Annotated in this window: 12 protein-coding genes, 1 rRNA gene and 1 riboswitch; of the genes, 1 reads left to right on the top strand and 12 read right to left on the bottom strand. The window is 69.5% G+C overall.

Annotated elements, in window-relative coordinates; all coding sequences use genetic code 11:
- Positions 1–26 precede the first annotated feature (26 nt).
- Positions 27–2,912, bottom strand: coding sequence for an aminomethyl-transferring glycine dehydrogenase (gcvP, locus tag AB0E85_RS15285; protein WP_361926524.1), 2,886 nt, complete (start codon positions 2,910–2,912; stop codon positions 27–29).
- A 175-nt stretch (positions 2,913–3,087) separates the two neighbouring features.
- A riboswitch (glycine riboswitch) is annotated at positions 3,088–3,183 on the bottom strand.
- Positions 3,184–3,296: 113 nt separating this feature from the next.
- Here gcvP and AB0E85_RS15290 point away from each other — a divergent pair.
- Positions 3,297–3,671: a PRC-barrel domain-containing protein gene (locus tag AB0E85_RS15290; protein WP_031104789.1), complete on the top strand. Its 375-nt coding sequence runs from the start codon at positions 3,297–3,299 to the stop codon at positions 3,669–3,671.
- On the opposite strand, the gene AB0E85_RS15295 is transcribed toward AB0E85_RS15290, so the two are convergent.
- The 11 genes from AB0E85_RS15295 to rrf all read right to left on the bottom strand — a co-directional run.
- Entirely contained in the window at positions 3,590–5,044 is a 1,455-nt protein-coding gene (locus AB0E85_RS15295) for a DNA polymerase IV (protein ID WP_361926527.1), read from the bottom strand. The two genes, AB0E85_RS15290 and AB0E85_RS15295, sit on opposite strands and share 82 nt — an antisense overlap.
- Positions 5,045–5,178: 134 nt before the next feature.
- Entirely contained in the window at positions 5,179–5,862 is a 684-nt protein-coding gene (locus AB0E85_RS15300) for a MerR family transcriptional regulator (protein ID WP_361926530.1), read from the bottom strand.
- Positions 5,863–6,156: 294 nt separating this feature from the next.
- Positions 6,157–6,630, bottom strand: coding sequence for a bifunctional nuclease family protein (locus tag AB0E85_RS15305; RefSeq protein WP_003988851.1), 474 nt, complete (start codon positions 6,628–6,630; stop codon positions 6,157–6,159).
- A gap of 84 nt (positions 6,631–6,714) precedes the next feature.
- Entirely contained in the window at positions 6,715–7,452 is a 738-nt protein-coding gene (locus AB0E85_RS15310; RefSeq protein WP_361926533.1) for a MerR family transcriptional regulator, read from the bottom strand.
- A gap of 53 nt (positions 7,453–7,505) precedes the next feature.
- On the bottom strand, positions 7,506–8,459 hold the full coding sequence (locus AB0E85_RS15315) for an FHA domain-containing protein (RefSeq protein ID WP_079128888.1): 954 nt from the start codon (positions 8,457–8,459) through the stop codon (positions 7,506–7,508).
- Between the two features lie 61 nt (positions 8,460–8,520).
- On the bottom strand, positions 8,521–9,429 hold the full coding sequence (locus AB0E85_RS15320; protein ID WP_361926537.1) for a DUF881 domain-containing protein: 909 nt from the start codon (positions 9,427–9,429) through the stop codon (positions 8,521–8,523).
- A gap of 5 nt (positions 9,430–9,434) precedes the next feature.
- Positions 9,435–9,767: a small basic family protein gene (locus AB0E85_RS15325; protein ID WP_003988855.1), complete on the bottom strand. Its 333-nt coding sequence runs from the start codon at positions 9,765–9,767 to the stop codon at positions 9,435–9,437.
- On the bottom strand, positions 9,764–10,678 hold the full coding sequence (locus tag AB0E85_RS15330) for a DUF881 domain-containing protein (protein ID WP_361926540.1): 915 nt from the start codon (positions 10,676–10,678) through the stop codon (positions 9,764–9,766). The genes AB0E85_RS15325 and AB0E85_RS15330 overlap by 4 nt, the downstream gene beginning before the upstream one ends.
- A 98-nt stretch (positions 10,679–10,776) precedes the next feature.
- The gene (locus tag AB0E85_RS15335) at positions 10,777–13,272 is read right to left on the bottom strand and encodes a mannose-1-phosphate guanyltransferase (protein ID WP_361926542.1); all 2,496 of its coding nucleotides are present in this window, start codon (positions 13,270–13,272) and stop codon (positions 10,777–10,779) included.
- Between the two features lie 114 nt (positions 13,273–13,386).
- The gene (locus tag AB0E85_RS15340; RefSeq protein ID WP_361926545.1) at positions 13,387–13,995 is read right to left on the bottom strand and encodes a CDP-alcohol phosphatidyltransferase family protein; all 609 of its coding nucleotides are present in this window, start codon (positions 13,993–13,995) and stop codon (positions 13,387–13,389) included.
- A gap of 109 nt (positions 13,996–14,104) precedes the next feature.
- Positions 14,105–14,199, bottom strand: a 5S ribosomal RNA gene (rrf, locus tag AB0E85_RS15345); the annotation flags it as partial.

The raw sequence follows: 14,199 nt of genomic DNA on the forward strand, positions 1-14,199 counted from the left end.
GCCCCTCCCTGCGACCGGTCGGCCGATCAGTCCTCGTACGCGTCCAGCGGCGGGCACGAGCACACCAGGTTCCGGTCGCCGTAGGCCTGGTCGATGCGGCGCACCGGCGGCCAGTACTTGTCGGCGGTCGACACCCCGGCCGGGAAGACGGCCTCCTCACGGCTGTAGGTGTGCTCCCACTCCCCGGCGAGCGCGCCGGCGGTGTGCGGGGCGCCGCGCAGCGGGTTGTCCTCCGCGGGCCACGCGCCGGAGCCGACCTTCTCGATCTCCGCGCGGATGGCGATCATCGCCTCGCAGAACCGGTCCAGCTCGGCCAGGTCCTCCGACTCGGTCGGCTCGATCATCAGCGTCCCGGCCACCGGGAAGGACATGGTCGGCGCGTGGAAGCCGTAGTCGATCAGCCGCTTGGCGACGTCGTCGACGCTCACACCGGTCGCCTTGGTCAGCGGGCGCAGGTCGATGATGCACTCGTGCGCGACGAGCCCGCCGGGACCGGTGTAGAGCACCGGGTAGTGCGGCTCAAGGCGCTTGGCGATGTAGTTGGCGCTGAGCACGGCCACCTGGGTGGCGCGCTTCAGCCCCTCGCCGCCCATGAGCCGGACGTAGGCCCACGAGATGGGCAGGATGCCGGCCGAGCCCCAGGGAGCCGCCGAGATGGGACCGACGCCCGTCTCCGGTCCGGCCTCCGGCTGCAGCGGGTGGTTCGGCAGGTAGGGCGCGAGGTGCTCGCGCACCGCGACCGGGCCGACGCCGGGACCGCCGCCGCCGTGCGGGATGCAGAAGGTCTTGTGCAGGTTCAGGTGCGAGACGTCGCCGCCGAAGTGCCCCGGCTTGGCGAGCCCGACCAGCGCGTTGAGGTTGGCCCCGTCGACGTAGACCTGGCCGCCCGCCTCGTGCACCTGGGCGCAGATGTCGGCGACGTGCTCCTCGAACACACCGTGGGTGGACGGGTAGGTGATCATCAGCACGGCCAGCTCGTCGCGGTACTGCTCGATCTTCGCCCGCAGGTCCTCGACGTCGATCTCGCCGTCCTCGGCGGTCTTCACGACGACGACCTTCATGCCGGCCATCACGGCGCTGGCCGCGTTGGTGCCGTGCGCGGAGGACGGGATCAGGCAGATGGTGCGCTGCTCGTCGCCGTTGGCCCGGTGGTAGCCGCGGACGGCGAGCAGACCGGCCAGCTCGCCCTGCGACCCGGCGTTCGGCTGGAGGGACACCTTGTCGTAGCCGGTGACCTCGGCGAGCCGGTCCTCCAGCTCGTGGATGAGGGTGAGGTAGCCCCCGGCCTGCTCGGCGGGCGCGAAGGGGTGCAGCTGCCCGAACTCGGGCCAGGTGACCGGCTCCATCTCGGTGGTCGCGTTGAGCTTCATGGTGCAGGAGCCCAGCGGGATCATGCCCCGGTCGAGCGCGTAGTCGCGGTCGGCCAGCTTGCGCAGGTAGCGCAGCATGGCGGTCTCGGAGCGGTGCTGGTGGAAGACGGGGTGCGTCAGGTAGTCGTCGGTGCGCAGCAGCGCGCCCGGAAGCCCGTCCTCGGTGGCCGCGTCCAGCGCCTCGACGACGCCCTCGACTCCGAAGGCGGCCCATACGGCACGCAGCTGGGCACGCGTGGTGGTCTCGTCGCAGGCGATCGAGACGTGGTCGGCGTCCACGAGCCGCAGGTTGACGCCGTTGTCCCGGCCGGCGGCCACGACCTCGGCGGCCCGGGCCTCGACCCGCACGGTCACGGTGTCGAAGTAGGAGCCGTGCACGACCTCGACGCCCCCGTTCGCCAGTCCGGCGGCGAGGACGGTGGCGTACCGGTGGGTGCGCCGCGCGATGCCCTTCAGGCCCTCCGGGCCGTGGTAGACGGCGTACATGCCGGCCATGACGGCGAGCAGCACCTGCGCGGTGCAGATGTTGCTGGTGGCCTTCTCGCGGCGGATGTGCTGCTCACGCGTCTGCAGCGCCAGCCGGTAGGCCTTGTTCCCGTCGGCGTCCACGGACACGCCGACCAGCCGCCCGGGCAGGCTGCGCGCCATCTTGTCCTGGACCGCCATGTATCCGGCGTGCGGTCCGCCGAAGCCCATGGGCACGCCGAAGCGCTGGGTCGTGCCGACCGCGATGTCCGCCCCGAGCTCGCCGGGCGACTTCAGCAGCGTCAGCGCGAGCAGGTCGGCGGCGACGGTGACCAGCGCCCCGAGCGCGTGCGCCTGGTCGATGACCGGCTTGATGTCCCGCACGGCACCGGATGCGCCCGGGTACTGGACCAGCACGCCGTTGATGTCGCGCTCGGCGATGTCGGCGGGAATGCCGTCGCTCAGGTCGGCGACGACGACCTCGACCCCGGTCGGCTCGGCGCGGGTCTGGATCACGGCGATGGTCTGCGGCAGCGTGTCCGCGTCGACCAGGAACAGGCCTTTCTTGTTCTTGCCCAGCCGCCGCGACAGCGCCATGGCCTCGGCGGCCGCGGTGCCCTCGTCGAGCAGGGAGGCGCCGGAGGTCGGCAGACCGGTCAGCTCGGCGACCATCGTCTGGAAGTTCAGCAGCGCCTCCAGCCGGCCCTGCGAGATCTCCGGCTGGTACGGCGTGTAGGCCGTGTACCAGGACGGGTTCTCCATCACGTTGCGCATGATGACGGGCGGCGTGAAGGTGCCGTAGTAGCCGAGGCCGATCATGGAGCCGAGGACCTCGTTGCGGTCGGCGAGGGAGCGCAGCTCGGCGATCACCTCGGCCTCGCTGCGGGCACCCGGAAGGTCCAGCGCCTCGGCGCTCTTGATCACGGCCGGGACCGCGGCAGCGGTCAGCTCGTCCAGCGAGCCGTAACCGACGTGCGCGAGCATCTTGGCGCAGGCCTCGTGGTCGGGGCCGATGTGGCGCTGCTCGAAGGGGACTGCCTCTTCGAGCTCGGAGAGCGGAATGCGGTGGGCGGTCATTACGGAGGCCTCCTGGTCGACACGACCTTCGAGGGGCACCACGGCACGGGTACCCGAACGGCCTCCCCCTCTGTCATCTCAACCTGAGAGCTTCACCGGATCGCCCGAAGGCCTCCGGCTTTCACCGTCGGTGAGAGCGGAAGCCGTCGACACCCGCCCTGCTTTCCAGAGTGACCTCGTCCGTGCGGTACGTGAGCCTGAGAGATTCCGGGGAGGATTTGCTCCTTCGGCGCCTCCGGTGATGTCTGGAGGACTCTCCCGCACGGGGTCAACAGCCGCTGCCAGCGTACCAGCGAGGTCAACGCACGAACCTTCGAGTGGCCGCATCCCCACTTGTACCGTTTTGTAGTGTTTACGGATGAGGTGCGACCATGTGGAGGGCCCGTGCGAACCGATATCGATCCGCGCAACCTGATCGGCCGCAAGGCGTTCGACCGCAACGGGACCAGGATCGGCACCATCGACGAGGTCTACCTCGACGACGCCACCGGCGAGCCGGAGTGGGCGGCCATACGGACCGGCCTGTTCAGCAGGGACGCCTTCGTCCCCCTGGAGCCCAGTGAACTGATCGAGGGCGCCCTGCACGTCCCCTTCGAACGCGCCCTGATCAAGGACGCCCCCGACTTCGGGGTGGGCCGCCACCTCTCCCCCGAGCAGGAGCTACAGCTCTACCACCACTACGGTCTCGACGTCGCCGCTCCGCCCCCGCTCCCGGACCACGACTTCGGCAAGCTGGCGGGCACCGACGAAACGGCCTGAGGCCCCGCCTCGGGTGCCTCGTCTCCCCCTTGGGTCCCTCGTAACACCAACGGCAGCGGCTCCGCCGCCTCCAGATCCGGGTCGTCGACCCGGAAGGTCCGCACGCGCCCGGGCTCCGAGGAGGGCGTCTCGAAACGCACGGTGACCCGCCCCAGACCGCTGCCCTGCACCCAGCCGTGCCCGAACCGGGCGTGCCGCACGTCGTGCCCGGCGGGCCATCGCCGCTCGGCGAGCGGCGGCTGCTCCTCGGCCGGCGCCACGGTGTGCTCCTCGACCGGGCCCTCCGCGACGGCCCGCTCCCCCGCCGCCTGCGCGAACAGGTCCTCCTGGGTGTAGTCGGCGAGCCCGCTGACGCCCACCCCGAGGAGCCGCACCCCGCCGGTCGTGTCGACCGAGTCCAGCAGTCTGGCCGCCGCCTCGCGGATCACCGCGAGGTCGTCCGTGGGCCCGCGCAGCGTCTCGGAGCGGGTGAGCGTCGAGAAGTCGTACCGCCGCACCTTGAGCACGATCGTCCGCCCGGACAACCCTGCCCCGCGCAGCCGCCGCACGCACCGCTCGGCGAGCCGCTGCACCTCCAGCCCGACCCGCGTCCGGTCGTGGATGTCGACGTCGTAGGTGTCCTCGACCGACACCGACTTCGCCTCGCGCTCCGCCACGACGGGCCGGTCGTCCCGTGCCAGCGCCATGGCGTACAGCCCGTGCCCGTGCGCCTTCCCCAGCAGCCGGACCAGTTCGTCCTCTCCGGCCTCGACGATCTCCTCGACGGTGGTGATCCCGGCCCGCCTCAGATGGTCACCGGTGGCCGGCCCGACCCCCGGCAGGATCCGCACCGACATCGGGCCGAGCATGGCCCGCTCCGTCCCCGGCTCGATCACCACCAGCCCGTCGGGTTTGGCCTCCTCCGAGGCGATCTTCGCGAGCATCTTGGAGGCGGCGAGACCCACCGACCCGGTGAGCCCCGTGACGGCCCGTATGTCCGCGCGCAGCTTCACCCCGGCCAGCCGCGCCGACCGCTCGTCCCAGGCCACACCCCCGGCCTCCAGGTCCACGAACGCCTCGTCCAGGCTCAGTGGCTCCACCAGCGGCGACAGCGCACGCAGCAGCTCCATCACCCGCTCGCTGATCGACCGATAGAAGGTGAAGCGCGGTACGAGATACGCGGCGTTCGGCGCGAGCCGCCGGGCCTGACCCATGGGCATCGCCGAATGCACCCCGAAGACCCGCGCCTCGTACGACGCGGTCGCCACCACGCCCCGCGGCCCGAGCCCGCCCACGACCACGGCCTTCCCGCGCAGACTCGGCTTGGACGCCTGCTCCACCGAGGCGAAGAAGGCATCCATGTCGAGATGCAGGATCGTGGGCGCGGTTCTCACACCTCCGATGCTGCCCTACGCCACTGACAACGCCCGCGCGACCGCCCTGAACGCCGCTCGGGAAACCGCTTGCGCCGCGATGCGGAAACGTCACGCCTCCTGCGACCGCGTGCGGTCCTGCGCTGCTGGAGGGCTCAGCCGGCCCGGTTCCGCCGACGCGCGAGCTCGTCCGCGGGATTGGGCCCGACCAGGGTCTCGCCGGTGTCGATCCGCTCGCCGTGCAGCTGGGACAGCGCGCTCTCGACGTCGCGCCACACCACGCCCACGGCGATCCCGAACACGCCCTGGCCGCCTTGGAGCAGGGCGTGCACCTCGTCGGGAGAAGTGCACTCGTAGACCGTCGCGCCGTCGCTCATCAGCGTCATGCGCTCCAGATCGCTGAAACCGCGTTCCCTGAGGTGGTGGACGGCCGTTCGGATGTTCTGCAGCGACACCCCGGTGTCGAGGAACCGCTTGACGATCTTCAGGACGACCACGTCGCGGAAGCTGTACAGCCGCTGCGTCCCGGACCCGTAGGCGGGGCGCACGCTCGGCTCGACGAGCCCCGTGCGGGCCCAGTAGTCCAACTGCCGGTAGGTGATACCGGCGGCCGCACAGGCCGTGGGGCCGCGATAGCCGATCTGCTCGGACGCCATGGACGTCGTCCCTCCGCTGCTCGGCACCGCTGTCGGTCGCTGCGGAACGTGCTCGGCCGCGCCTCCGGGCTGAGGGCATCCTCCGCCCGCGAGGGGCCGTGAGCCGGGGGGAGGGTACGGACCGCTCGCCCTGAGACTGCGCTCGGGGCCGCCCCCAGCCGTACCGTCGCCGCTGCTTCTCACGCCGACCTCCGTCCTTGACCTGCCTTCTCGACGGTAGGCAGTCACCTGGGGTGCGTCAACGATCGCCACACTCGCCACGCCGAGTGATAATCACCCTGAGAGTGGTTTCCCGTGCCCCACCGCGGGGAAAGGCTAGCCGAATGTATGCGGCGCGAGCCGTGTGACGCTCTCACTCGCCACCGGCACATGCGGGCAATTTCACCCGTCTCACACACGGCGGGCGGCCCGCCACGGACCACACCGTCCGCCGGGCCGCCCACTGGCCTTCTCAGGCCGCTGCCCCTGCCGAGGCACTCACTGGCTGCTGCTGCCGAAGTCCTCCGGGGAGATCTGGTCGAGGAACTCGCGGAACTTCTCCACCTCGTCCTCCTGCTCGTCCGGAATCGCGATGCCGGCGTCGTCGAGCACCGTGTCACTGCCGTAGATCGGCGTTCCGGTGCGCAGCGCGAGCGCTATGGCGTCGGACGGGCGGGCGCTCACCTCTACGCCGCTGGCGAAGACCAGCTCCGCGTAGAAGACGCCCTCACGCAGGTCGGTGATGCGCACTTCCGTGAGCTCCTGGCCGACGGCTTCCAGCACGTCCTTGAAGAGGTCGTGAGTCAGCGGCCGCGCGGGAGCCATGCCCTGCTGGGCGAAGGCGATCGCCGTCGCCTCCCCCGGTCCGATCCAGATGGGGAGGTAACGGTCGCCTCCCACTTCACGCAGCAGCACGATCGGTTGGTTGGAGGGCATTTCGACCCGGACACCTACGACATCGAGCTCGTTCACACAGCAACCCTAGGCCGTGCCCGGGATGTTTGGGTAGTCGGGCCGGTATCGGGCGCCTGATCCGGCCCCCTGCACACGCTCTCCTCAGGGCAGCCGCAGGCCGAGCGCCGTCCGCACCAGCGCGGCGTGCAGCTTCACCGTGAGCCCCGCCAGCTCTTTGGTGCGGGCCTCGGCATGAGCCCTGGTCTGCGGGTTCCGGTGCCGCCGCAACGGGGCCACCACCTGGTCCACGAGCCCGGCCTCCCGGTCGGCGGCGGCCTTCATCGCCCGCAGGTGCCGCGGCTCGATCCCGAACCGTCCGAGCTCGATGACGAGCAGGGCGACGGTGACCGCCTCGGCGTCATAAGCCCCGTCCTCCAGTGGGGTGAGAAGACCGTAGGACTCCCACTCCTTGAGCTCCTGCTCGTCGACACCCGCGGCGACGAGCAGCTCCTCACGCCCGATCCTGGCCGCTGTGGGCCCCTCGACCGGCTCGGGAGCCGGTTCTCCGTCCCGCTGACGGCCCACGACCGGCAGCGGGGCGGCCTCACCGCGCTCCATGGCCGCCAGGTGCTCCCGGATCACCTTCAGGGGCAGATAGTGATCGCGCTGCATCCTCAGGACGTGACCGAGGCGCTCGACGTCATGGGCGCTGAACTTGCGGTACCCCGACGGGGTCCGCTGCGGCTCGATGAGCCCTTCCGACTCCAGGAAGCGGATCTTGGAGATGGTCACTTCGGGAAACTCGTCGCGCAGCGCGTTCAGCACGGCGCCGATGCTCATCAGCCCACTGTCCGTGGCGGCGGCGCCGTGCCCGGCACCGCCGCTCGGTTTTTGCAGCATGGACCTTCCCTGACGGATGGACCCTCGCTGGGGTCTGCCCGGACGGAGCCCGGTCAGTAGCCCCGCTGGCTGGCGTAGAAGACCAGCCGGTACTTGCCGATCTGCACCTCGTCGCCGTTGTTCAGAGCGACCTGGTCGATCCGCTCGCGGTTCACGTACGTGCCGTTCAGGCTGCCCACGTCGGCCACCGTGAACGAACCGTCCTGGCCGCGGCGGAACTCCACGTGGCGCCGGGACACCGTCACGTCGTCCAGGAAGATGTCGCTCTGCGGATGCCGGCCGGCCGTGGTCAGGTCGCCGTCCAGCAGGAAGCGGCTGCCCGAATTCGGGCCGCGGCGCACCACCAGGAGCGCGGAACCCAGCGGCAGCGCCTCGACGGCGGCCTGAGCCTCCGGGGACAGGGTCGGCATCGGCGTCTGGCCGGTGGTCTCGCTGTCGTAGGCCTCGAGACCGGAGATGGAGATCGTGGAGGTCGTCTCCGAGGGACGCTCCGGCGTCGCTCCCGCCCGCAGCGGCGCGCCGCAGTTGGAGCAGAAACGGCTGTTCTCCGCGTTGCGGTTACCGCACCTCGTACACACCAGGGCCGACATCGGATCCTCCTGCCGCGGCTGCCCACCGGGGGCGTTGGACGCGTACGGGTCGGAAAACCCTCCACCCGCACTTGAGGTTGACGGTTGCCCGAAACCTATGCCGCCGGGCTGCGCAGGGTCAACCGACGGCGCGCCCTGACCACCGGAAACATCGCCGCCCGGGCCGCCGACCTGGTCCCGGAACAGCGGCCGCTGACCTTCCGCGTCAGGCTGTGCGCGATGACGGGCGGTCGCGTTGTCGCTGCCCTCTCGCGCGCTCTTGCCGAACAACTTCGCAAACAACTTCACGGGCGATTCCCCTTGACCGAAACAGACCCGCCCGTGGGGCAGGACGAACCCTGACTGAACACTCTGGCCGACCCGGACATCCTGACAACGTCCGTCTGCACCAGACAGTTTCCACCACGCACCGCCCATTCGGTGCGTCGACCCCCCGCAACCTCATGCCCTCGCCCGACGCCGCCCATGCACCCCCGGTTCACTGCGAGGACGACCGAGCGTAGTCAGGCCGCTTCGCTGCTCGCAAGGCGTCCACCACGATGTCGGTGGACCGCTCGATCGTGACGGTGGCCTGTTCCTTCTCGAGAGTCTGCACCACGCCTCCGGGGATGTTGAGCGCCGGCTCCAGGTCCTGCGGCTTGCCGATGACCTTGAAACGATAGGGCGCGTTGATCTTGTTCCCGTCGACGCTCACGCCCTTGCCGGAGTCCGCGAGATAGGTGCCGGCGACGACCCGGACGCCGTTGACCTGAATCGCCTCCGCGCCCGCGGCGCGCAGCTCCTGGATCGCGTCGAGCAGCATGTCCGCCTCGACCGTCCCCTTCGTGTCCACGATCGTCATGGTGATGCCGGGCCCCTGCGCGGCCACAGTGCCCGCCAGGATGCCGAGTTGCCGCTCCTTCTCGATCGTCTGCTTCCTGGCCTCCTCGGCCTGGTCCGAGCTGTTCTCCAGCTCGTCGCGCTGCTGCTCGAGACCCCGCTTCTCGTCCTCAAGACGCTGAGTACGGTCATCCAGTTCATCGAGGATGCGGACAAGATCTTCCTGCCGCGCACCGCGCAGGGCGCTGTCGCTGTCGCTGTTCGAGGCCACCTGCACGGCCAGCCCGAACCCGAGACCGAACAGCAGGACCGCGACGATGAGTTGGGCCCGGGTGACACGCGGCGGCCACAGCCCCTGCACCAGCCGCTGCCGGCCGGTCAGCCGCGGCCCGGGATCCGGCTGCGGTGCCGGTGCCTGCTCGGGCTCCGGCTCCTTCGGCGCCTCCTCGGCGGCAGGCGCCGCCGAGGGCACCTCCTGAGGCAGTTCTTTGCGCAGCCTGTTCCCGGACTCACCGCCGTCGCGCGTGTCGCCCCGGTCCTCGGCGGTCTTCTCGTCGTGATCGCTCATCGGCCTCACGCCCGGAACACGTGCCGGCGGATCGCCGCGGCGTTGGAGAAGATCCGGATGCCGAGGACGACCACCACACCGGTGGACAGCTGGGCGCCCACGCCGAGCTTGTCGCCCAGGAAGACGATCAACGCGGCCACGACGACGTTCGACAGGAACGACACCACGAAGACCTTGTCGTCGAAGATGCCGTCGAGCATGGCCCGCAGGCCGCCGAAGACGGCGTCGAGCGCCGCCACGACAGCGATCGGCAGATAAGGCTCGACCACCGCCGGAACCTCAGGCCGGACCAACAGGCCGGCCACGACTCCCACGACGAGGCCCAGTACGGCGATCACGATGTGCCCTTCTCACTCTTCTCAACGCTCGGCTGTGCTGTGCGTACGGTCACACTCGGTGCGGCAGGCAGCCGGAGGTCGTCCTCCACGGAGATGCCTGTCCTGATGCCGTAGCTCTCCTGCAACGCGTTCAGATACAAACCGTCCGCGCTGTTCTGGAACCGCGTGCTCAGCCGCTGCCCGTCCCCCACCGCCAGCACCGTGTACGGCGGCACCAGCGGCTTGTTGTCGACCAGTATGGCGTCCCCGGCGGCCCTGATCGCGGACAGCGCCGTCAGCCGCTGCCCGTTGATCGAGACGGCCTCGGCACCCGACTCCCACAGCCCGTTCACCACACGCTGCATGTCCCGGTCCCGCACCCGGCCGGTGTCGGAGAACCCGGAGGCCTCCCGCGGGTCGCCGTCGCCCCCCGAGGCGGCTTCCTTGGCGTCGTTCACCACGAGCCTCACGCCGGGGCCGTGCACCGCGGCCGCGCCCGACAGGATGCCCACCAGGTCGGAGTCGGCGCTGCCGCCGCTGTTCCTCAGCGCCTCGCGCTGCCGTGCGCTCACGTCCGCGCGCAGCTCGTCGACGGAGTCCTCCAGCTTGTCCGCCGCCTCGGTCTCCCGGTCGATGCGGTCGACGAGCTCTTCCCGCTCCTTGGCGACGACCGGAGCCGCGACCTGCGCCTGCGCCGCTCCGAGGGTCACGACGAGGGCCGCGAGCACCAGTCCGGCGGCGAGCCCCAGCTTCGCCCGCAGCGTCTTCGGCATGCCGCTGTCTCCCGCGGCCTTCTTGCGCGCCGCGGCCTCGGCATATCCGTCGTCGAGGCTGTGGTCCATGACGTTGGTCAGCAACGACATGGACGCATCCGGGCGCCGGGGCCGCGCGGGTGTGCTCCGAATGGGGGGTTGCTGCGGCATGCCGCACATCGTCGCACGTCGCGAGCACTACCTCCGAACGGCCCCACCGGCGTGCCGGACAGGCCCCGTTGGGGACACTTGTCCGGCACGCACGCGTGCAGCCCTTTCTACCGGCCGGCGCTGTCCACGACCCCCGACCATTCGTCCAGCAGGGCCTGCGCGGAGGCGTCGTCCGGCCCCTCGGCCCACAGGTGGGTGACGGCCTCGGCCGGATCGGGCAGCACCATCACCCAGCGGCCGTCGGTCTCCACCACCCGCACCCCGTCCGTGGTGTCCACGAAGCGATCTCCGGCCGCTTCGACGACCCGCCGCATCACGAGCCCCTTGACGGCCCACGGGGTCGCCAGATCGCGCTTCAGGACGTGCGCCCGCGGGATCCGCGCGTCGATCTGGCTGAGCGTGAGCTGCGTCCGCGCCACGAGCCCGATGAGCCGCACGAACGCCGCGGTCGCGTCGTACACGCTGCTGAACTCGGGGACGATGAAGCCGCCCTTGCCGTCACCGCCGAAGATCGTCCCTTCCTCACCGCCCACGCGCGTGAGGTCGTCCGGTGAGGTGGTCGTCCACTCGACCTGCGTCCCGTGGTACGCCGCCACCTGCTCGGCGATCCGGGTCGTGGTCACCGGCAGCGCGACCCGGCCGCTGCGCCGCTCGGCGGCGACCAGGTCCAGCATCACGAGCAGCGCCCGGTCGTCCTCGATGATCCGCCCCTTCTCGTCGACGAGCGACAGGCGCTCACCGACAGGGTCGAACCGCACACCGAAAGCCGCCCCCGAGGACGCCACGATCTCCCCGAGACGCACCATCCCCGACCGCCGCATGTCGGCCGTCTCCGTGGGCCTGGACTCGTCGAGGCCGGGGTTGATCGTCAGCGAGTCCACCCCGAGCTTGCCGAGGAGGCTAGGCAGGACGAGTCCCGCGCTTCCGTTGGACGCGTCCACGACGACCTTCAGCCCGGACTCGGAGATGCCCGTCGTGTCGACGTTCCGCAGCAACGACCCGGTGTACGAGTCGAAGACACTGGCCGGGAAGTGCAGATCCCCGATCTCACCGGGGAACGCCCGCCGGTACTCCTGCCGTGCGAACACCCGGTCCAGCTTCCGCTGGCTGCCCTGCGACAGGTCCGCGCCGTTCCCGTCGAAGAACATGATGTCCACGGAGTCCGGCACCCCGGGCGTGGTACGGATCATGATGCCGCCCGCACTGCCCCGCGCGGTCTGCTGGCGGGCGACCGGCAGCGGAACGTTCTCCAGGTCACGCACGTCGATCGCGCTGGCCTGCAGCGCGGAGATCACCGCCCGCTTGAGGGCACGGGCACCACGGGAGTGGTCCCGGGCCGTGGTGACGGTCGAGCCCTTCTTCAGCGTCGTCGCGTACGCGCCTGCGAGACGGACCGCGAGTTCCGGCGTGATCTCCACGTTCAGGATGCCGGACACACCGCGGGCGCCGAAGAGATGCGCCTGGCCCCTGGACTCCCAGATCACCGAGGTGTTGACGAAGGCGCCGGCCTCGATGGTCTTGAAGGGATAGACCCGCACGTTGCCCTGGACGATCGATTCTTCACCGATCAGGCACTCATCACCGATGACCGCCCCGTCCTCGATTCGCGCCGCCCGCATGATGTCGGTGTTCTTGCCGACCACGCAGCCACGCAGATTGCTGTGCGGCCCCACGTAGACGTTGTCGTGGACGACGGCCTTGTGCAGGAACGCACCGCTCTTGACGACCACGTTGGACCCGACGACGGTGTGCTCACGGATCTCGGAGCCGGCCTCGACCTTGGCGTAGTCACCGATGTAGACGGGCCCTCGCAGGACGGCGTCGGGATGGACCTCCGCTCCCTCGGCGACCCATACGCCCGGGGAGATCTCGAACCCGTCGACGTCCACGTCGACCTTGCCCTCCAGGACATCGGCCTGGGCCTTCACATAGCTCTCGTGCGTGCCGACGTCCTCCCAGTAGCCCTCGGCGATGTAGCCGTAGATGGGCTTGCCTTCCTTCATCAGCTGCGGGAAGACATCGCCAGACCAGTCGACGGGCACGTCGGGCTCGACATAGTCGAAGACCTCGGGCTCCATCACGTAGATGCCGGTGTTCACCGTGTCGGAGAAGACCTGGCCCCAAGTGGGCTTCTCCAGGAAGCGCTCCACCTTGCCTTCTTCATCGACAATGGTGATACCGAATTCCAGCGGATTGGGCACACGCGTCAGACAGACCGTGACGAGCGCGCCTTTCTCCTTGTGGAAATTGATGAGCTCGGTGAGGTCGAAATCCGTCAGAGCATCGCCGGAGATGACGAGGAAGGCATCGTCCTTCAGCGCTTCCTCTGCGTTCTTGACACTTCCGGCGGTACCGAGTGGCTTCTCCTCATTGGCATAGGTGAGCTCCATACCGAGCTCTTCGCCGTCACCGAAGTAGTTCTTGACGAGCGACGCCAGGAACTGGACAGTCACGACTGTTTCGTTGAGCCCATGCCTCTTGAGCAGCCGCAGAACATGCTCCATGATCGGCCGGTTGGCCACCGGCAGGAGCGGCTTGGGCATGCTTGAGGTCATAGGACGAAGGCGCGTGCCTTCGCCTCCGGCCATCACGACGGCCTTCATGTCGGAAGCGTCCTCCTCGAAGAGACGGTCTGGCCGACTTCCCCCGCCAGGATTGTCCCGCACATATCCAGTACGGGCCATCGCTCCGCTACGGCAGCAGGACCATCCGGAGGTTCAATCGGTCGTGGCGTCCGCTCGGACCAGGCGGCGGACTTGTACCACGTAGAGGACTCCTGCCCACCAGTACAGCGTTGTACCCCACCCGGCGAACGCCCATCCGAAAATAGCAGCCAGTGACGCGATCCAGCCGTCTCCGTCACTGAGCAGCAGCAAGGGGAAGGCGTACATCAGGTTGAAGGTCGCGGCCTTACCCAGGAAGTTCACCTGGGGCGGCGGATAGCCGTGCCGGCGGAGGATGCCGACCATGATCAGCAGAACCAGCTCTCGCGCCAGAAGTAGAGCGGTCAACCACAGGGGCAGAATCTCGCGCCAGGTGAGGCCGACGAGGGTCGAGAGGATGTAGAGCCGGTCGGCCGCGGGATCGAGGAGCCGGCCGAGGCTGCTGATCTGGTTCCAGCGCCGCGCGAGCTTGCCGTCCAGATAGTCACTGACACCGCTCAGGGCCAGTACCAGAAGGGCCCAGCCGTCACTTTGGGGCCCACCGAACTCAGGCCGCAGGATCAGCCACAGGAACACGGGCACGCCGACGAGGCGCGCCATGCTGAGGATGTTCGGGATGGTGAGCACACGGTCCGTTTGGACGCGAGTCTCCTGAACCTCCACCCGGGGGCCTCCTGTGGGAAATGTACCGACGATGCCCCCTGACCTTACCTCAACGCAAAAAAGCTCTGGCTCTTGGGCTGTGTGCCCAAGAGCCAGAGCTCTAAAGGAAGTTCGGCGGCGTCCTACTCTCCCACAGGGTCCCCCCTGCAGTACCATCGGCGCTGTAAGGCTTAGCTTCCGGGTTCGGAATGTAACCGGGCGTTT

Origin of the sequence: Streptomyces sp. NPDC029044 (assembly GCF_040637495.1) — a bacterium.
Classification (GTDB): domain Bacteria; phylum Actinomycetota; class Actinomycetes; order Streptomycetales; family Streptomycetaceae; genus Streptomyces.